Source organism: Chitinophaga niabensis (assembly GCF_039545795.1).
Taxonomy (GTDB): domain Bacteria; phylum Bacteroidota; class Bacteroidia; order Chitinophagales; family Chitinophagaceae; genus Chitinophaga; species Chitinophaga niabensis_B.
Map to the genome: position 1 here is coordinate 3899160 of NZ_CP154260.1, position 20746 is coordinate 3919905.

The window sequence follows — 20746 nt, forward strand, 5'->3', positions numbered from 1 at the left end:
GCTCATATACCTACTTTCTTTTTCTCCTGATCAGTAAAATGGCACTGCCTAACAGCAACAGGCCGGGAATCACCCACATTAATCCATACTTCACCATTTTCACACTGTCTTTGGTAAGCGATATCTCATTGTCTGAAGAACGCGGACGGCTTACATCAACAGGTACTGTACCATAAGACAGCCAATGGAAGATCCCCGGGATCATAGAGAAGTTAGCTGCACCGTAACGTCTGTAAGGAGGTGTCATGCCACCGTTACTGATACAATCAGCATCTCCCAGGATCATGATACGCTGTTCCTTCTTTCCTATCTTACGGGTTAAGGCCATGGCCGTAGTATACACGCCTGCCTTTTCTCCGGCTGCTTCGTCTATGGTAGCGGAATCGTTCACAAAATCTATGGTCTGCACTTCACTCCATGTTTTCATGGTATCTACTGTTTGCAGAACAGGTATTGCTTTGTAACCTTTGTTCTCCGCCTGAATAAGGCCTGCAGAGATCACCGTGCCTACCCATTGCCTGCGTTCCAGCATGCTCTCATAAATGGGTGCCAGTGCTTTGGCTGCTTCCGTAGGCACATTCATTACAACGTTAGCTGCCACATCCTGCTTGGGTTGCACTAACTGACCAGGCACTGTTTTTACACCGAACTGTGAAATGAAGGCTTCCATTATTTCTGATTTCGGCTTGAGTGCGATCACCAGGTTACCACCGTTGGCAATGTAAACGTCCAGCTTTTTCTTTTCAACGGAATCCATTTCTTCCTTCATATCCGCAATCACAATGATATCCACTTCCTTAGGGATCTGTTTATCACCGGAAAGATCCAGTGTTTCCACATCACAACCCTGGTTGGTGAGTGCGTAACGGAAAGTTTTAACGGAAGAGAACATGGTGTAATCCTTGATCCTTTCTCCTTCAATCCTCCGCTCGCCGTGCCCTTCCAGGAAAGCGATCCTGGGCAGCTTCATCACCATCCGTTTGAAAACAGCGGATACTTCTGCTTCAGAAGGGAATTTCATCATATCATCATAGATCCTCAGCCAGGCCTTTTGCCCGTTCTCTCTTTCCACCAGGCGTACAAAAGTGTTGCCTTCACCTGAGAGATCGATCTTCTTCTTTATTTCCTTGGGCGACATGAACAGGTCAAGGTCAAGGTCCCGGATATTTGCTTCTCCTTTGGCCATTTCAAACAGGCTCTTTTTAGGATAAACAAAATTCAGGCGTGGATTATTACTGGGCTTATCGTAATAATAAACGTATTTCAGTTTGGTTTCCGGTTTAAAGCGGATGTATTGTTTAAGCCGTTCTTTATCCTCATTTACCTGGGCAGGAATGCCATGATAGTATTCCCTGTCCAGCAGGTTCACATAAGTGGTAATGGTCATTCCACCATCCAGCTTTGCCATGATCTCCTGGCTGTTAGGGGTAAGTGTATTCCGCTTGGTTTCAGTAGCATCATAATATGCCATCAGCGTTGGCCTGGAGGTGGCGTATCCCAGCAGCATAGCAGCAACAACTACCAGTGCATATTGCCCCCAGACCCTCGAAAAGGAAGCATGTGTACGGTTAGACTGCAGTTTCAGGATACTTAATGCCAGGAACATGCATACCACGATCACAAAATACAGTACATCTTCGCTGCAGATCAGTCCGCTGATCATTTCATTACAACGGCCGGAGATAGAAAGCCAGTAAGTGATATCACGTACAAAATCAATGTCCTGCCAGATCTTGTTCATATAGCTCAATGCAGCCAGCAACACCAGTGTTCCCAAAGCCGCTACTACCTGGTAAGAGGTGAGGCTGGACATAAATAATCCTATGGCTGCATATCCGCACATCAGCAGGTAAATAGCCAGGAGGCCTGACCATACAGATGGAAGGTCGAAATGATCCACTGTACATAAGCCGATCACCACATACACCAGGAGTACACCGATCAGCATCAGGCTATAGGTCATCATAGCAAGGAACTTACCGCGGATGATCTGGGAAGACGTTACCGGGGAAGAGTACAACAGCTTAATAGATCCGCTGCTTAATTCCCGGCTCATCAGCCCCATTGTCAGCAAAGGCATGTAGAGGTACAGGTAATTCTGTACTGAAGCGAACAAGCCCCTTTGCCCTGAAAAGATACCGGCGGTAATAAATGAATTTCCCCAACCGGTGGCCTGTGCCCTTACCGCTTCCTGCAGATGTTCAACAAAGGCCATCCCTGTCTGAAAAGCAAATACAACAAGGATCATCCAGGCTATGGGTGAATAGAACAAGGTGAATAATTCCGCCTTGGCGATCTTATAAATTCGTCTCATTTAATATCTTTTATCAGATTTTTATTTGGTGTTTTTCCTGGACAATCTGGCAAATACAGCATCCAGCGAGCTCTTTTCAATGATAAGTTCCATCAGTCCCCAGCCGCTGTTCACACTTATTTCTGCTATCCGTTGTGCAGTTTTCTTGTCCCCGTCATACCCTATTCTGAAACGGGAAGGCGCCAGTTGTTCAATAGACTTCACGCCTTCCAGCTTCAGTAATTCATCCTGGGCAGGAGGTGTATCCAGCGAAACAACGAGTGTATTTGGTTCAATGTAATTGTCGAACATCTCTAATGTTCCGGAGAACACCATCTGCCCTTCTTCAATCATCTTGATCTCATGGCAGGTAGCCTGTACTTCTGTAAGAATGTGGGTAGACAGCAATACGGAACGGTCCTGTGCAATTTCCTTGATCAGGTTCCGTACTTCTACGATCTGGTTCGGATCCAGCCCATTGGTAGGTTCATCCAGCACAACAAATCTTGGATTATGCACAATAGCCTGTGCAATACCCACCCTTTGCTGATAACCACCGGAGAGGTTGCGGAGCAAACGTTCCCGGAAGTGCAGTACACCGCATCTTTCCATCGCATCTTTCGTTGCTTTTTTCACCTCGGTTTTTTCTACCATTCTCAGGTCTGCACAATAGGTGATGTATTCTTCCACCGTAAAATCCTGGTAAAGCGGTAGCTTCTGCGGCATAAAACCGATATTACGTTTAGCTGCTACCGGGTTATCCTTCAGGCTGATGCCGTTGATGAATACCTCTCCTTTTGTTTGCTTTAGTACACCACAGATGATATTCATGGTGGTGGATTTACCAGCTCCGTTAGAACCCAGCAATCCCACAACTCCCTGGCTGCGGATCTCAAAATTTATATCCCTTACCGCCCACTGCGAAGAGTAACGGTGAGATAAGTTTTCAACTTTTACAATGGCGTTTTCCATTCATTACGGATTGTTTAATCAATAAAATATCTGTATAAGCTGGTGTGCTTATATGATGTGCGTTGGAAATAACAGCCCCGGAACAGGTCCGGAGCCGTTAGATCAGGGATCAATAGGTGGCATTACCTATAGCGCGTATGTCTATATTGTATTTTGTTTTGTAATGGTTAACCAGTATATCATACTTCTGCTTTATCAGCGGATACGTGAGATAAGATTGCAGCTGGGCATCCGTTCTTTGCGTAAGGTTAAATATAAAGGAATTGATATCGTTCGTTCTGGCAGTGGTCCATGAAAAAGTGCCGTTATGCCATTCAGTGGGTACGCCACTCACCGCATTATAGCCGTTTGGTAAAAACCCCTTCTGGCGGTATGCCTCTACGTTTGCAGGGTTCGCTGCATTCAGCGGAGTTGCAGGCGCAGCGGCTGCGTAATTGCTCACATTATAAAATGCTGCAGGCACATCCAGTATTTTGCTGTTGATGTAATAGTTCCAGATAACCCCTGTGAGTATATTTTTCTTCGCCAGTTTCTGGGCTGCTGTGAGAGTACGCAATGAACTGTTCATACCTGCAAAAGTGATGGACTTACCTACCACTTTATAATCGAAGTACAGGAATTCCATACCCGGAGGCCATCCGGTACCACCTCTGCGTTGTTTGATGGTATCCGCCATCATTACCCTGTAAGGGATGCCCTGGCTTTTCTTAAATGATTCCGGCAGGAATTTCAGCCATATATCATCCAGGAAGCTGAGCATATCACCCACATAAGCAGGATTGCCCAGTACCACAGAATCTATCTTTGAAGCGCCTGTGCTGGTAGCCTGTGTCCATTCAAAATCCTTCTGTGTAAATACATACAGGAAATAGGACCCGTAGTTATCGTAGAGTTGCTGAATTTTAGCATTTGCTTCTGCGGAGGCATTCCCCTGCGGCAAAACATAATCCACTTCTATGGGTATAGGTGCACCGATCTCTGCATCCTTTTTGCAGGAGAACAGGAACAGGCAACCGATGATAAATATCTTTTTCATGTTAGTGTTGAATTAATAGTTAAACATTACTGCCCTATTCTGTCTGGCATACTGCCGGATGGGTTCTGCTTCAAAGCAGGGTTCCTCAGCAACAGGCTGGTGGGGAAAGGCAATACATACATCGGATCTTTTGCAGCCAGTGTGTAATGCACGATAGGTTCTGTCAGCTCATGCTGATAACGGTGCGTGATGGAAGGCATTCCATAACGGCGCAGATCGAACCAGCGGAAACCTTCGTGACAGAATTCCTTGCGGCGTTCAGTCCTTACGGCCTGCAGCAGATCAGCTTTGCTGATGATGCTGGTATCTCTGTAACCAACAATACGCGTACGGCGCAGATCGTTCAGGTCCTTCATGGCTTCCGGCAGCTTATCCAATTGCACATTGGCTTCTGCCCTGTTTAAAACAGCTTCTCCTGTACGGACCGATTGTACCAGGTCTATGGAACTCAGGATCATTTTAGTAAGGAGCGGGTTAAAACTCTGCGGTTGAATAAGGAAACCATACTTCCAGCGCACATCTGTTGTATCGAAAGTAGCACGAAAATCAGCTGCGGGTGTATAGGTGCTCTGATTAGCCTGTGGGCTGCCGCCAAACATCCATTCCACTTCAGGGTTTGTATAAGAGAGCCAGTAACTGGCGGGAGCTTTTGTGAGATCGTTCAGCATGCCTCCCTGCTCAAAAACCTTATCCGCTTCTGCTTTACACTCTGCCCATTTCTCCATATGGAGGTATACTCTTGATAACAGGATATGAATAGCAGGCTGGTTGATATGGAAATCCCTGCGAACGATAGGCAGCGGGTCCATTAAACGGGAAGCTTCTTTCAGATCGTTCACGATCGTTTCATATACCTGCGCAACTGTGGCTCTTGGCATATTCTCTGCTACAAGACCGGAAGTTAATTTTAATGGTACACTCAGTCCCGCAGGGTTGCTGTTATAAGGCTCTCCGTATAGGTTCACCAAACGGAAATAATAAAAAGCCCGTATGGCCAGCGCTTCTGCCCTTACCCTGTCTTTTTCCGGCTGGCTGCCGATCGCATTATTGATATTGTCCAATACCGCATTACATCCTTTTATCCATTCATAATGGCGGTAGTATGCTGTGGAAGCAGGATCTTCACTGATAAGGTCTCCCAGTCCGTTCCTGTCCCCCAGCCTGGGTTGCCAGGTATAAAAGAGGAAATTGGTTTTAGCGGCGGAACTACCTACAGGTGAACCATTGCCATTTCCATATTCAATGAAAAAATCCACATCATCGTCCATGTAATAGAGAAAATTGATGGGTTCCACAGCAGGCATATAACCGGATCCCATCAGCAATTCCCTGAAGTCCACCGTGGTTTTCGGGATCACCTCACTCTGGGATTTTTCTTCCAGGAGTTTGGAGCAGCTGCTTAAAGCAAGCAGGCCGGCGATGAAGGAGAGATAGAATATTTTATATTTCATACGCTATTATTAAAAGGTCATATTAAAAGATAAGTTTGCCATTCTGCGGGCAGGCCATCCGGCTGTTTCCGGATCATATCCTCTCCATGCATCATCAAACACCACCAGGAATGGATTGGTCATACTGAGCGATGTACTCAAGCGTTTTATACGCATTGGTTTCAGCAGCTTCTGCGTAAACTCATAGTTCATTCCTATGGAACGGCAGCGGATAAAATCAGCACTGGCTGTCATGATATCAGATTGATTGTACAATTGATAAGGCGTAACAAATACTGAATTCAACAGCGGCAGGCTGAATTCAAACCTGCGGGGATTGCCGGGAGGGATGGAAGGAATATTGGTATGTTGTTCATCACCGGGTTGCTTCCAGCGATCCTTCAGTGCCCGGGGAACATTTTGTTCCGGCGTAGGTGCACCATTATTATTGTAGTAAAGCGGCAGACGTTTGGTTGCTCCGAAAGCCATGGCAAACTGCGCGCTCAGTGAAATGTTCTTATACCTGAGCATGGTATTAAAACCACCTGAGAAATCGGGCTCCAGTTTACCGCTCTTCACCAGGTAATCCAGGTCGTTCTGTGTTGGTTTAATGTCCATGTATCTGAAAGTAGGACGTCCGTTCGTGCGGTCAAGACCTGCAAATGCATAGGAGTAGAATGTGGAATAAGATTCTCCGTTCACAATAGCCGATCCATTGAGATAGTCTTCTCTCGTATTCACTCTTTCATTTTGCTTCAGTATATTCCTGGCAAGACCTGTATTAACAGAGAACTGCCAGCTGAAATCTTTTGTGCGTACAGGTATCAGGCTGATGATCAGATCGTACCCGGTATTTTCCATCAGGGAACCGAAAACGATCGCTGAGTTCATACCATTCTCCACAGGCACCTGCCGGGATGCAAGAATGTTACTGCTCTTTTTGTACCAGTTAGCCGCTGCATTAAAGCGGCCATTCCACAGAGAGAAATCAAGTCCCAGGTTCCAGGTTTTTGTTTTTTCCCAACCCAGATCAGGATAAGGCAGTGATTTGATGTTCAGGGTATATTGTCTGAATATCTGGCTAAGCCCGCCATCTGTAGCGATCAGGTAAGGCGACACCGCTTCTACGGCATTTCCCTGGTAACCATAAGTGGCAGACAGGTCGAATGAATTCAGCCATTTCACCCTTTGCATGAATTTCTCGTTCCCAACACGCCATCTTCCACCCACAGACCAAGTAGGCTGGAACTTTTTATTCTTATCCTGGCCAAAACGGTTGGAGGCATCCAGCCTTCCATTAAAGTTTATAATATAACGCTGATCAAAACCATATACAGCAGAGAAGTATTCACTCAGGTAATTACTTTCCTGGTTAACGATCCTTGAATTCAAACGCATGGATTCATGCAGGTTCTCCAAACCACTGCCCACAATAAAAGTGGGGGCAAGCGGAACGGGCGCATAACTTTCCCCGCGGTAACGCAGATAACCATAACGCGTGGCCGTGTTGCCCTCGGCAAGCGAAGACCTTGCTTCTACCCCTCCCTGCAGGATCATGTTATGGAGGTGGCCGAACTGTTTGTTATAGACGAGGCTGTTCCTGAAAGTATATCCTTTATTACTGGCAGCTTCCAGCTGTGCCAAGCCACCAAAAGGCAAGCGGCTGCTCAGCTCTTCCGGGGAATTGGACGGTACACTGCCAAATTCATATCCTCTTTTCTGTGTGATGAAATAGGATAATTCCGTAGCAAAGGATTTCACATTGGAAGAAGCAGTGGTATAAGACAGCAGCCCCTGGTATTCCAGGCCTTTCAGTACCTGCAACCTTACATCAACTGTGGAAGAAAGTGTGGTAGTCGTATTTTTTGTACCTGTATTATTAATTTCATTCTGAATATTATACAGGTAACTTGTTTTATTAGGAATGGATGTACTGCCTTCTCCTCTTTTCTCATGATAGAAGAGTGTTCCATCATCATTATACATCGGAATTGTTCTGGAGGTATTATAGGCATAATCAAACGGGCTCACACCATAGGTAAAACCATCTGTTTCCCTGATACTTCCATTCAGCATCAGGTTAACAGTAAGGCGGCTTCCGAACCGGAGTGTTGTATTAGAAGATGCCGTGAAAGTTTTCAGGTCATTCCCTTTCGCTTCCCCTTTCTGCTGCTGCATGCTAAAGGAAGTTCTGTTTACGATCCTGTCAGTACCACCGGCAATACTCACGTTATGGTTCTGGTTAAAGGTATTGCGGAACAATGCACTGAACCAGTCTGTATTCTGGTTTTCCATCTTCCTGTACCTTTCTGTATAGGTAGCAAAATCTATCGTTTTATCCTGTAACTGCTGGATCAATCCGCCATAACCTATTGGCAATACCTCATAAGTATAACTGTCACGGCCCTGGTACACCTCTTTGGAAAACTGCATCAGCTCCTGTGAGTTCATCAGGTCGTACGTACCATAGGTGGGTCTTTGGCCAACGGAAAAGCTACCGCTGTAGGAAACAGATAACTGCCCCGGCCGTGCTTTTTTGGTAGTGAGTACAATCACACCGTTAGCAGCCTGCGAGCCATAGATGGCAGTAGCAGAAGCATCTTTCAATACGGTGATATTATCAATGTCGTTAGGGTTCAGCCAGGAAATAGCATTAGAGGCAATTAATCGTAATTCTCCGGGATCTCCTGCCAGTGCGCCGCTGCCACTGGGAATAGGCAAAGGATCACGCTGGATCACGCCATCCACTACCCAAAGTGGTTCCTGGTTTCCGAGGATAGTGGAAGTACCACGGATACGGATCTTGGGAGTAGCACCAACCTGGCCGGATTGCACCATTACAGACATACCTGGTACCACGCCCTGCAACATCTGGTCAATACTGGTTTCACCACCTATCCTTATATCGTCTGCCTTCACGGAATACACAGCACCCACATACATGCCCTTGTTCACGTTCATATAACCTGTTACCACCACATCCTGCATCTCCAGCTCTTTTTTATTCAGCGTTACATTGATATTCACCATGTTCCCCTCTGAAGACTTTACACCGCCGGATTGTGCATTATTAACAGCATAGGCAGTATACCCCTTACCCGTTTTGCGGATCCCTATTTCCATGGTTTCATAACCCAGCATGGAAATAATCACAACAGCGTTTTCCGGAACCCGCAGAAAGGAAAATTCCCCGTTGGGGCCTGTACTGGTTCCACTGCTGGTATTTTTAATGCGTACGGAAACACCCTGCAATACCTCTCCCGTGGCTGAACGGATAACCCCTGAAATTTCGGCTGGCGGCGCCGGAATTTCCAGGAAGTTAACAGGCGGCACCACCTTACGGGAGAGCACAATCGTTTTATCTTTGATCAGATAACTAACAGGAAAGTCTTTCAGCACTATATCCAGCAAGTCTCTCAGCGGCATATCACGTACAGAAAGTGATACATGCTGTGCATCGTTGATGGTGTTTGTATTACTGAAAACAACATAACCTGTTTGCTGCTTGATAGCAGTGAATATTTTCTTTAAAGGAATCTCTTTACCGGATAGTGTAACGGTTTGTGCAAGGCCCGAAGCATTTGCCTGCAACATAACGGCTGTTAATAAAATGACAGTAAGTCGCATAGCCAACAAGATTTTGGTAAGGGGCCCATATTCCCCCGGACGATCGGGTGGGCAATAGCATTTTTTTTGCATAAATTGCAAGAGATTTGGTTGTTAATAAATGTGAATAGCAATAAACCGTTTAGAGACCAGCTAAGTCATCCACCGTCATGGCCGCAATCCGTGACGGTTTTTTTATCCAATAGCTGGCCTATCTATCTACTTTCAGGGGATAGTCAAATACAGCCTTTTCTGTAATTCTTCAGGTACTTATTTATTCAGCACGATCAGTTTGCGCCCTTCTACTCTGAAATCCACTTCTGTTCTTCTTAATATCTCCAGCAGGTCCGCTAATGCAATTTGCCTGCTCATTTCGCCCAGGAACCGGATATCCGGGATCCCATTTTCATATACAACATCTATATTATACCAGCGTTCCAGCTGTCTCATGACTTCTTCCAGGTGAGCGCCCTCAAAGTTGAACAACCCGTTCTTCCAGGCCATTACTTTTTCCAGGTCCTCATTATTGAGCACCTGTATTTCCTCTGTGGCTTTATGCATACCGATCCTTGCCTGCTGGCCGGGCTTCAGGATCACACCATCTGCCCGCGCTGAAGAGGGGATCGCTACTTTCACGCTTCCATTCAGCAGGGTTGTATTAATGGCTTCTTCATTTTCGTAGGCATTTACGTTAAACAACGTGCCTAGTACGCTTATTTCTGCTTTATTATTGACGGTTACGAGGAAAGGTTTGCGGGCATCTTTTGCAACTTCAAAACATGCCTCTCCGAAAACTTCTACTTTGCGTTCGTTTTCGGCAAATACGGTAGGATAACGAATGGAGCTGGCAGCATTCAGCCAGACTTTTGTACCATCAGGTAAAGTGACCCGGAACTGCCGTCCCTTAGGCGTGGTCATTTGATTGTACTGCATACCGGATGCATTTTCCCGGGCAGGATCGTAGATCAGTTGCCCGTTGGAGAGCACAACTGAAGTTCCGTTCTGCTGCGCAATAACACCATTTCCCAGGCTATCCAGTACTACTTCCCGGCCATCTGCCAGTGTAAGGATGGCACCTTCTTTACCGGGAGCGATGGTTACAGGATCCGCTGCAACCACTACAGGCGGCTGCTTTTGCTGATCTGTCAGCAACAGGTAGGTGCTTCCTGCCAGGAGCAATACAGCTGCCGCGGCAGCCCATTTCCATCTGCTGTGTACAATCCTGGCTGGCTTTTGAACAGGTTGACCGAATGCCGGTATCTGCTCGCGGATCTTAGCAGAGATACGGTCTGAATCATATGCATAGAAACGATGCAGGTTAGCTGTCAGCTGCTGCTGGTCGTTGATCTCATTAAAGAGTGAACGGTTGTTTTCGGATGAGTTGATCCACTCTTCCAATGCGCTATTCTCTTCAGCATTCAGGCTATTCTCGAGATGTTTGCCGATGAGGCCGGCTATGTAATGAATGTTTTCAGTCATGCTATACTACTAAAACAACTAACTCTTCTTTTTATACCGCCCTCTTTCAAAAAAAATTACCGCTGCAGCAGGAATAGTGCAAAAGCAAGCCCTGGCAGGGAAAGGAGCTCATTTTTCAGGAGGGCGGTACGGAGCAGGCTTATCCCTTTTGCCTTTTGGTTCAGAACCGTCTGGTAGGCCATATTTAACTCCTCCGCTATTTCCTGCGCCCGTTTTCCTTCAACAACAGACAGGCGGACCACCTGCCGGCATTGCGGAGGCAGTTTTTCGATCTCTCCGAAAATCACCTGCATCACTTCTGTTTTGATATAAGCGTTTTCCGCATCTATAGTAAAACGCTCCGCTCCTCTTTCTATGGAGTGGTGGATGTCGTCATGCCTTTTTTGTGCCTTAAGATAATTGAGTGCGGCATTCTTTGCTGCCGTGAAAAGGAAGGCCTTCAGCTGGCCAAGTGTGGGGAAGTTTTCTTTTCTTTGGAAAGCATTAATAAAGCATTCGGAAACAATATCTTCCGCAGCCATGGTATTGGAAATAAGCTGTTCCGTAAAAAAGCAGAGCGGCCGCATGTATAACTCATAGATCTGGTGCAGTGCTTTGTGTTCGCCCTGCTGAAAAGATGAGATCAGCGCCCTTTCCTCATATGCCTGGTTGATTGACAATACTTTATTTTAGATATATTCCGCTAAACTATAAAAACTAATCTAAGAAAAATGAATTATATTAAGGTGCAATGCAACTGGCCACGGATATATACCAGCGAATTGCCGCAGCCAGGGTTTTTATTGACAAAAACTATTATACGTCAATTGATCCTGAGCAGATTGCCAGGCAGGCTTTTCTCTCCCGGTTCCATCCGGACTTTCTCCCGCTCCCTGAATCAAAAGAACAGGTTTTGATCGCTCTCTTTTCAAAGATCAATAGGATATACAACTCTTCAGTAGTTATAGATATTGACCTTTCTCATTTGCTTATGGAGATTTGTTCTAAAACTCCATGAGAAAAAAGATCCTATCTGTTTTGCTTTCTTTAGCAGCCCTCAGTACGTATGCAAGTCCCTTCTGTGATTCATGCATGAAGATCCGGATCGGAAAGATCAATGCAGCCGACTACAATATCACAGGCGCTACTGTTACCCATAATAAAAAGTGGGGACAGGTCGAATTTGAGATACGTGTGGCAGGAAGAGCGGGGGCCAGCATATCCATCCCCCGTGGCCAGTTTGATGAAGCCCCCATTGATGCTTATGTATTTGTAACCACCCTCAATGCAGAAGATATTGGTTTCTCAAAAACAGCAGGCATTGTAGCCCTTGCATTAACGGCTCACCCTGATTTTGATGACACCCCTTTATTTGATGAGAATGGAGATGGTGATTATGCAAACGATAAGATCCACTGGCACCCACATTGGGTGGTACTGGTAGAAGACAAAAGAGTGGCGGGAGGTTTCTCCGTTAAACAGTTCGATAAAAATGATAAAACAGTCAAACTGCCGCCTACCAACCCGGGGTTAGCTGCCTATTTTGATTCCCCGGGTTTCCAGGTGATCACAGCAGGTAACGCCATTCGTGTAGTAGTGCCTGATTACAGGATAAGGTTTAAAACATCCTTTAAGTTTGATGCCTTATCATCCTATTTACAGGTGAATACCAGTAAAGAGAATATGCCGATGATCGGCGTATATAAAGTATACAATATCCTGTCTAAGAAGTTATCACTGCCTTATAGCGTGAAATAAAAAAGGGAAGCAAATGCTTCCCTTTTTTAAGGCAATTTAAAAATTACAGGCAAAGTATACTGCGCCATAACAAATTTATTATTTTGTTTACCAGGGTTCCAGTCCGGCATAGCAGCTATAACACGCATGGCTTCTTCTTCCAGTCCGCCTCCTTTTGCGCTGCTGATAGTTTTCACCTGTTCAATCTTCCCGGTTTTATTTATCACGAACATTACAACCACTATTCCTGAGATCTTCTGTTTAAGAGCTTCCTTTGGGTATTTGATGTTACTGTCCAGGTATCGCATCAGGGAATCATTACCACCCTTAAAGGTTGGCGGTTGTTCTACCACTGTAAAGATATCATCCTCATCCGTAACAATTCCCTCATCAGCAATTCCAATGATCGCCCGCTCCTTATCACCTGACTCTGTTCGCTCTTTACTTCTCTCTGCAACCGCATACAAACAATAATCTGTCAGTTCCTTTGCTTTAGCGGGCGAAAACTTCAGTCCCCTGAAGTAGGCTGCTGTTTGCTCCTCTTCTTCAATCTCAGTCCGGTATACAACTATGATCACGTCATCAAACACTTCTATGTTCTTATTCATGGTCTGTAACAGCGGGGCAGCAAGAGCAGTTTTTTCATAGGTAAATAAATTACCCGGCAAATATATGGAATTACTTCAATATCATTTCAGCCTCACTCAGTTTCCACAGGTTATCATAGAAGCCAGACATCTTTACTTCATCCACACCTGTCATCAGCATTTTGGCATCGTAGATCATGAAATCAGGGAAACCGCTGGCACCGGCAAAATACTGGTTAGCATAAGCTGCTTTCATACCTGTTAAACCACTTCCACTTACAACTGCAACAGAGGCTGTATTGGAACCTGTGAGCGGCCAGACAAAACAGGCACTGATCTCTTCACCTGTCCATTGTTTACTGCCTGCAGTAACTTTATTACGTTCTACCTGTATGGGGCAATTAGCCAGCAGGGTGTTCCATGCTTTGTTGATACTTTTATTCCCATAGATGATCACGCCTCGGTCTTTGTATTTATCCAGTGCATATTCTTTATCTGAAATAATATCTACAGCTCCGTTACCGCGGTAATACCAGGTTTCCGCATCATAACGCGCTTTGTTGAAACTCCATTCATTCTCCTCGCGTGATCCGCCTGTGCTATACACAAAAACCATCCTGTTATTGAAAGCGTCCTTCAATGTGCCATAACGGTGCGGGCCTTTTTCATCCAGAGAAGGCTGCTGATGCGCTGCCCATTTTCCATTTGTATGCAGCAGATAAAGCGGGCCATTGTTTTTAGAAGTGATCTCCGTTCCATCAATACTCACTTTCACATCTGATCCCGCAGCAAAATCATGGAGGTCGAGTTTCAGCAAGCGCACGTTTTCTGTAGTACCATTGATGGTTTTAGCTCCCCTGTTCCTGTTAAGTTTAATGCGGCTGTACTGCAAAGGATGTTCCTGTTGTTGTATGGCAGCCCAACGGAAGGAAGAAGAAATACCAGGGTTGGATGTAATAAAATCGATCACATTCACCGCTGTATCTACCGGCCGGTTATGCCATTTGAAGAAGTCGAAGATAGGTTTCCAGTCTACACTGATATCACCGAACCAATGTTCTCCTCCGGGATATTCATAATAACTGAGGTCTGTATGGAATCCACCCAGCAAACCGCGCATTTGCCTTGCATAGTTAACGGATACCGTACGGTCTGCATCTCCATGAAATACATACACACCCAGTGGTTTATAGTTTTGTACCAGTTTGATCACATCACTTTGATTGCCGGAACGCAGCAGCATTTGTTCCATGGGAGAATTGCTGCTGTCTGGAACTAACCCGTCTGCAGATCCATATCCTTTCAGCGTAGGGTATCCTGCACAGGGAGCAATAGCTGCCCATTTATCAGGATAGGTAGCACCAAGGAACCAGGTACCATGACCTCCCATAGAGTGGCCGGTAAGGTAAATATGTTGCGGGTCCGGCTGGAATTTATTGCGTGCAATGCTCAGGACTTCCAGGGCATCTAATCTTCCCCAGTCTTCCCAGTTAAATCCCCTGGGTCTGCGGTTAGTAGCTGCTACCAGTGTTCCCCAATCCTTAGACTGGTAAGCCCTGGCCTGCCCGATCGCTTCCACACCGGCACCATGTACGGAAAGGAACAATGCTGATCCTTTTTTGGTACCATTCAATTGTGGCGCCACTGCAAAGTATTGCAGGCTTCCATCTATTTCACTAATGAAAGTACTGCTGTATTTATCCGCAGCGGTAACTGCTTCCACTATTATTTTCTTTTCATCCACTACAGCATTCTTATCCAGTAATGCAATACTGCATTCCGGTTTTCCTGTGGCATTCACCGCACTGCCATCAAAAGAGAACGGAACTTTCCGTGACGACATGGGAGGGATAGCGGGAATAGCTGTAGTAACCTGTTTCCCCTGTAATGTTACACGGTATTGCAGGCCTTTCCATTCTTTGGAAGAAGTGTTCATTACTACCACGGCTCCCTGCAGCGCATCATTCTTTTCCCCGATCACTATAGCCGGCATGGTAGGGTCTTCTGTAATAAGCTGAAGCGTTTTGGCAGGGAAACTGAGGCTGGCTGTGATCATCGCCCCACGTACATAGATCTCATTGAGACCTTTTTTTAATTGTACAGGTATATATAACCAACCGGAACTATAGGGGTCACCGGTATGCGGTTCTCCGTTAAAATACAATCCGCTGTTCCCTTTAATATTCAGGAGTGCAGGACCTGCTTTCTCTGATTGATAGGTAAGATACATGTAAGCCCCTCTTCCGAAAGCACCTCTTCCTCCGCCACGGCGGAACAAGCGGTTGGCACTGTCTGCAGTAACGGCCTGCCATACTAATGGCTGCCCGTTATCGCCGTTGCCAAAGGTGGCTCCTTCTATTGGTGTTTTTAATTGATTGGTATAAAGCTGGTAAGCCAGGTGATCTGTGTAGATAGCTTCCCTTCCGTAACGTTGAGGACTGGTAACCATCAAACCTTGCTTAAACTGGTAGGTATCCTGGGAAAAAGCAGGAGCCTGCATGCATGTTAAAACAAGCAGCAACGCGTAATGTAGCTTATTCATGTAAAAGATAGATTAACGGCGAAAAGAACTACTACTCGGTGTAGCTTATTCATGTAAAAAGATAGATTAAGGCCGGAAAGAACTTCTACTCGGAAAACTCCTTCACCTTTATTTTTTTACGATTGACTTTGTATTCCTTTACTTTATTCTCCATCACCAAAGCAACGGCGCCGATCAGTTCCGCATGATAACCCAATGTTGAAATGGCCAGCGTGGTGTTAGCGGCAAGCCGGGGGATCGTATGCTCATTCAATGCCTGCTGCACAGGCGCCTGCCATACTTTACCGGCTAAAGTACCACGCCCGCTCAATACCACACATTCCGGGTTCATCAGGTGAATAAGGATGGCCACCGCCTTTCCGATATCATAACCGGTGTGCGACAAAAGCTCTATTACATAACGGTCTCCTTTGTGAATAGCCCTCACAATGGTTTCCCAATCCGTTTCCGGATGGCCGCTGGGGAATTTGGCCCCCAGTGAAGAAAGGCTTCCTGACTTTAAACCCTGTGCAGCCTTTTCAATCACCACTAACAAAGACGCCTCTGTTTCAAGACATCCGCTTTTACCGCAGCTGCACAATTTATTGTTATCGAAAATGGGAATATGACTGAACTCTCCGGCAAAACCATCGTGCCCCCGGAACAGTTCACCATTTAAGATCATACCCAATCCAATACCCCATCCAATATTCACCACTACGGCATTCTTCTTTTGGCGGGCAGCGCCGAAATGGAATTCCGCCAGTGCAATCAGACTGGAATCGTTATCTATATATACCGGGAGGTTCAGTTCGTCTGTCAGGTATTCTGTAACCGTTTTATTCCCTGCGTGCAGGAAAGAATAGTTGATGCCATTCTTAAAGTCCACAAACCCTGGCATGCCTATACCTGCGCCCACGATCTTTTTCCTGTCTACGCCTGATTCACGGATCACTTCGCTCATTTTTTCCGCCAGCCGTACAATGGCATCCGGATTATTGTTAAGTGGCAGTTCAAACTCTTTAACGGGCGTAACCGCTTTGTTTTCAATATCCATCAGGGTAATGCGGGTAAACATCTGGTCCATGGATACAGACAAAATATAAATGGCATCGGGCCGCAGGGCATAAATAACAGGACGCCTTCCACCACTGGAAGGGGCATACCCGGACTCTGCAATGGAGCCATCTATTATCAGGTCGTCAATCACCTTCATCACGTGTGGGATACTTTTACCCATGCGCTCACTCAGATCAGTAGATGAAAGCTTACCTGAAAAATAAAATTCTCTTAAGGCCAGTGTCTTATAATAATTTTTATTTACCATATGCACATATCTCTATACTTTGTTTATAAAAAACACATTATGTTCTGGCAAAAAAACAATTAAATCTTCCGAAATGCAAACACGCTCCAAATAATTACAATATTAAATTTTCACTCATCTAATCCAGTTCCATTGATTCATCCCCCGCCTGGTACTGTGCGTAGATCAGCAGAAGCGTAAACATCTCATCTTTTGAATTCATGCTCCCTTCTGAAAACACAAACTTCGGCGGGTTACTCGGGTTTTGCGGATTGTTCTTCGTATTGTCATAAGTCCCTTTCATATAGATAACAGAGTTCCGTGGAACCTTCACCGGCTTTTTGAACCGGTAGAGCTCCTGCCAGCGGAAATCCCATTGCGGTATACTTATCAACCGGATAGTGTCACTGGCCGGCGTAACCACATATGCTTCAAAGGACTTGCCAAGAAAATGCATGTGTGGCCATACGTATAAAAGGGATTGTTCCTCCGGTGTCTTCATCTTCAATGTGAAAGTCCTTTCCTCATTTGCCGGGATCATGAAGATGGGATCAATGTCCCGTTCTCCTACTCCGCCTGATCCCAGGCTGATGATCCGTACCGGTCTTTGTATGGGTGCATCTTTAAAATACAGGTTCACCCCTATTACAGATTCTTCATTGGCCGCAACTGCTGCGTAATGCGTGGTGAAGATCACTACACCTCTTCGCGGAAGCATCCAGCCAAATTCCTTTGGATAGTACTCTGCTGAAGATCCCGGAATCCATCCGGTATAATAGACCATCTTCTTTTTATAGTGATCAAAAGCTATTCTGTTGATACGATCTTCATCTGTGTTGATTACATTGATCCCGGCGTTCAGATCAATAGCTTTATCAGGCACATCATAGAATCCATAATTGATATGATGTATGATCTTCCTGTTGTTGGTCACGAACTCTACTGCTTCGATGCTTTTTTCAGCAGGTAACTCAAAAGGCACTTTAAATTCTATAAATCGCTCCTTGTTATCTCCTTTAACGAGGAAGGCATCTTTTACCTGCAATACCAGGTCCGGTGCCCGTTGTTTATCAACCGCAGTATTTACCGCCTGCTTTTTAGGCGCATTCCCTTTCGGCGCTTTATTGTCTATCCATGCCAGGATCTTTGTTTTCTCGGCTGCCGTTAATCCCCGTTGATTGGCAAAACAGGAATAGGAAGTATCAGCCCGCCATGGCGGCATATAACCTGTGGAAACCACTTCCCTGATAAAATTAAGCCGTTTGGTAAAGTCCTCATACTTCAAAAGCGGGAATGGTCCCGCTTCTCCCGGTCTGTGACAACCTGAGCACTTGCTTTGTAGTATTGGTTCTACATCATGGAAAGTTTGTCCACGAAGACCTACAAACGCGCAGCTGAATAATATCGTGATTAAAACTCTCCGCATAGGGTCATTTATTACTGATAAAGCAACCAACTGCTTTGGTTTCAGAAGGGCTAACTTCTTTATGTTGTAAATAATTATCGATCGCATTACGTAGATAATGCTGATCTGTTTGCCGTTTCTTTTTGCCTAAGCTGATGGCCCAATCATCTATGGCGCCTTTGTACAAAAGAACGGCTTTACTGTCATATAAAAAAACTTCGGGTGTAATGGTGGCATGGGTGTAATGAACAAGTACGCCCTTCTTATCGCGCAAAAGCGGGAATCCGATGGCGTACTTGTTTTTGAATGTGACTATTTCTTGTTCACTGTAATCACCTGCGTTCGGGAGAACGCCTATTATTTGCAGGAGTTCTTTCCTGCTTTTTTGAATTTCGTTCAAAACCAGTGTATAGTTCTGGCTAAGGGGGCAATCCGGGGAAAGGAATACAATGGCCGTCAATTGTTTTTTGACACCTGATAAAGGAAGCGAAGTACCGCCGTTTGTTTTTACTTTAATGTCCTCCTGAGAAGGCTGCTGTGCATGCAACGATAAAAGGGACAGGCAGCAGCAGATAACAAAAAGAGGCTTCATGGAAAACGATTTATTATGGCATTTCATATTTTAGATACAGTGAATTCAGGTTTTCACCTGAATTCACTGTATAAGATAATTAACTATTTTTTATCCCACCAAACTCTTCCGGTAATATCAGTCAGGTCGCCCAGTTCAGGATCAGCCTGCATATCTGTGATGGCCTTCTTCACGTTATCGTAGTTCAGATCAGCAACAGGCGGAACAAATAAGCTCCATCTTCTTGGCATTACCGCTTCAATACCGCCACTTCTTATTCTTTCAGCCTGGAACACCACGCCTGTCTGGCTGGGGAATCCGGTCCTTTTGATCACCGCCCACATTTCATTCGGATTTCTCCAGAAGTTGAAATATTGTTGGATACAGATCTGTTCAATACCTTTTGCAGGATTGTAAACAATATCCGGATGAGTTTTATATGTAGTCAGCTCTCCAGCTGTTACAGCTGTGTAACCTGGTACCTTGGCATCTTTACCCCATTCATCATAGTCAGCCGCAGAAGCATCTATACCTTTGTAATACCAGTCAGCAGCTACTTCGTTTGTAACCCCTCTTGCAGCCAGCTCAGCTCTCATAAAGCAAACATCCGCATAGGTGATCACCGGGTAATTCACAAAACTACCCACACCTCCTACCGCATTATTGAACATTCCCTGATTGATGAAAGACACATAAGCAGTAGAACCAAAAATATAGTTGAAATAGAATTTCTTGTCGTTCTCCAGCACAGCATCAGGACTTGTATAACGGCCGCGGTATTCCTGGTATACTTCACCGGGTGCAATGGTACCATTAGCCTTGTAAGTATCAAAGTCAGCTTTAGTCAATGCAACCTTAGCATAGATCATTCTCATGCGGGGATCTGTTGTTTTATACATAAAATCAACAGCTGCTTTCTGGCCGGAAATACCTGCTGCCAGGTTATAGTTACCACCGTTGGCCACGTTAGGGCCACCTTTGAAGTTCCAGTTGGCCGCCCTGCTGTTGATAGGTCCAACATTGTCTGCCAGTACTTCATCAATAATGGCTTTAGCTGCAGCGGGTTTTCTTTTCAGCATGCGCATAGCAATACGCATCCTCAGGGAATTTGCTGCCATGATCCAGTTAGTAGCTTCAGCAGCTGCATTCGCGCTACGGAACCACAGATCAGATGCACCTAAAAACTTTTCATCCGCATGGGCCGGCAGCTTTAATGCGGCAACACTTGCTTTCAGCTGATTATTCAAGGTATCATACAATGCTTCCTGGGTATCGTAAACAGGCTTGAATACCGGAGGTGTGGTATATCTCGCTTTAAAAGCATCAGAGAAAGCGATGCTTCCCATAATATCCGTTACATTAAAAGCAGCAAGTGCAGCAGGAATATAGGAAATAGCCCTCATATGCTGATACTTTGCAGCATCTGCCGGCGCCATTTTGTCAATGATATTCCTTAATTCTCTCATAGCACCACCAGCCCCTGTTGACTCCCTTGTATACAGGTTTTCGTACCTGTAAGGGTAGTTGGAAGCAGAAATAGGTACTTTAAAACGGGTAATGATAATACCATTACCTCCAATAGGTACCCAGGCGCCGATCCAGTATTCCAGGTTACGGTGAATATCATAGAACGCCTCAAAGTCATTCGCATGTATAGCAATAGGAGCAGTAGGGAAAAACGTTGCAGGATTCATCTCACCTACCTGCACCAGGTCAGGATCTGTATTTACTTCCGCATATCTCTCGCGGCTGCAGGAAGTTGCTAAAAGCGCCAGCAGGCAACCGGCTTGTAATAATTTCTTCCTCATAAAAATATTTTAAATA

General features: G+C 45.4%; 15 protein-coding genes. 2 read left to right on the forward strand and 13 right to left on the reverse strand.

The genetic code is table 11. The features are described 5' to 3' along the window. Positions 1-10: 10 nt before the first annotated feature. The 7 genes from AAHN97_RS15305 to AAHN97_RS15335 form a co-directional block, all read right to left on the reverse strand. Complete coding sequence (locus tag AAHN97_RS15305; protein WP_343302914.1) at positions 11-2314, reverse strand: Gldg family protein; 2304 nt, start codon at positions 2312-2314, stop codon at positions 11-13. Positions 2315-2335: 21 nt separating this feature from the next. Beyond that, the gene (locus AAHN97_RS15310; RefSeq protein WP_343302915.1) at positions 2336-3265 is read right to left on the reverse strand and encodes an ABC transporter ATP-binding protein; all 930 of its coding nucleotides are present in this window, start codon (positions 3263-3265) and stop codon (positions 2336-2338) included. Positions 3266-3374: 109 nt separating this feature from the next. Next, positions 3375-4301, reverse strand: coding sequence for a hypothetical protein (locus tag AAHN97_RS15315; protein ID WP_343302916.1), 927 nt, complete (start codon positions 4299-4301; stop codon positions 3375-3377). A gap of 26 nt (positions 4302-4327) precedes the next feature. Continuing rightward, positions 4328-5752, reverse strand: a complete 1425-nt coding sequence (locus AAHN97_RS15320) for a RagB/SusD family nutrient uptake outer membrane protein (RefSeq protein ID WP_343302917.1) — start codon at positions 5750-5752, stop codon at positions 4328-4330. 9 nt (positions 5753-5761) lie between these two features. After that, the gene (locus AAHN97_RS15325) at positions 5762-9358 is read right to left on the reverse strand and encodes a SusC/RagA family TonB-linked outer membrane protein (RefSeq protein ID WP_343302918.1); all 3597 of its coding nucleotides are present in this window, start codon (positions 9356-9358) and stop codon (positions 5762-5764) included. 249 nt (positions 9359-9607) lie between these two features. Further along, the gene (locus tag AAHN97_RS15330; protein WP_343302919.1) at positions 9608-10816 is read right to left on the reverse strand and encodes a FecR domain-containing protein; all 1209 of its coding nucleotides are present in this window, start codon (positions 10814-10816) and stop codon (positions 9608-9610) included. Positions 10817-10872: 56 nt separating this feature from the next. Beyond that, positions 10873-11475 carry an RNA polymerase sigma factor gene (locus tag AAHN97_RS15335; protein ID WP_343302920.1) on the reverse strand — a complete coding sequence of 201 codons (603 nt, stop codon included), beginning with the start codon at positions 11473-11475 and terminating at the stop codon, positions 10873-10875. A gap of 71 nt (positions 11476-11546) precedes the next feature. Between AAHN97_RS15335 and AAHN97_RS15340 the strand changes: the two genes are divergently transcribed. After that, a complete protein-coding gene (locus AAHN97_RS15340; RefSeq protein ID WP_343302921.1) occupies positions 11547-11813 on the forward strand; it encodes a hypothetical protein in 267 nt (88 codons plus the stop codon). Beyond that, positions 11810-12553 carry a hypothetical protein gene (locus AAHN97_RS15345; RefSeq protein ID WP_343302923.1) on the forward strand — a complete coding sequence of 248 codons (744 nt, stop codon included), beginning with the start codon at positions 11810-11812 and terminating at the stop codon, positions 12551-12553. The genes AAHN97_RS15340 and AAHN97_RS15345 overlap by 4 nt, the downstream gene beginning before the upstream one ends. A 26-nt stretch (positions 12554-12579) precedes the next feature. Here AAHN97_RS15345 and AAHN97_RS15350 read toward each other — a convergent pair whose 3' ends face one another. The 6 genes from AAHN97_RS15350 to AAHN97_RS15375 all read right to left on the reverse strand — a co-directional run bounded on the left by AAHN97_RS15350 (position 12580) and on the right by AAHN97_RS15375 (position 20730). Continuing rightward, positions 12580-13200 carry an energy transducer TonB gene (locus AAHN97_RS15350; RefSeq protein ID WP_343302924.1) on the reverse strand — a complete coding sequence of 207 codons (621 nt, stop codon included), beginning with the start codon at positions 13198-13200 and terminating at the stop codon, positions 12580-12582. A 10-nt stretch (positions 13201-13210) separates the two neighbouring features. Beyond that, a complete protein-coding gene (locus AAHN97_RS15355; protein WP_343302925.1) occupies positions 13211-15661 on the reverse strand; it encodes an alpha/beta hydrolase-fold protein in 2451 nt (816 codons plus the stop codon). An 85-nt stretch (positions 15662-15746) separates the two neighbouring features. Continuing rightward, positions 15747-16880 carry an ROK family protein gene (locus AAHN97_RS15360; protein WP_343302926.1) on the reverse strand — a complete coding sequence of 378 codons (1134 nt, stop codon included), beginning with the start codon at positions 16878-16880 and terminating at the stop codon, positions 15747-15749. Positions 16881-17085: 205 nt separating this feature from the next. Further along, positions 17086-18372, reverse strand: coding sequence for a c-type cytochrome (locus AAHN97_RS15365; RefSeq protein ID WP_343302927.1), 1287 nt, complete (start codon positions 18370-18372; stop codon positions 17086-17088). Positions 18373-18376: 4 nt separating this feature from the next. Continuing rightward, a complete protein-coding gene (locus AAHN97_RS15370; RefSeq protein ID WP_343302928.1) occupies positions 18377-18943 on the reverse strand; it encodes a hypothetical protein in 567 nt (188 codons plus the stop codon). Between the two features lie 83 nt (positions 18944-19026). Next, complete coding sequence (locus AAHN97_RS15375; protein WP_343302929.1) at positions 19027-20730, reverse strand: SusD/RagB family nutrient-binding outer membrane lipoprotein; 1704 nt, start codon at positions 20728-20730, stop codon at positions 19027-19029. Between the last annotated feature and the right edge of the window lie 16 nt (positions 20731-20746).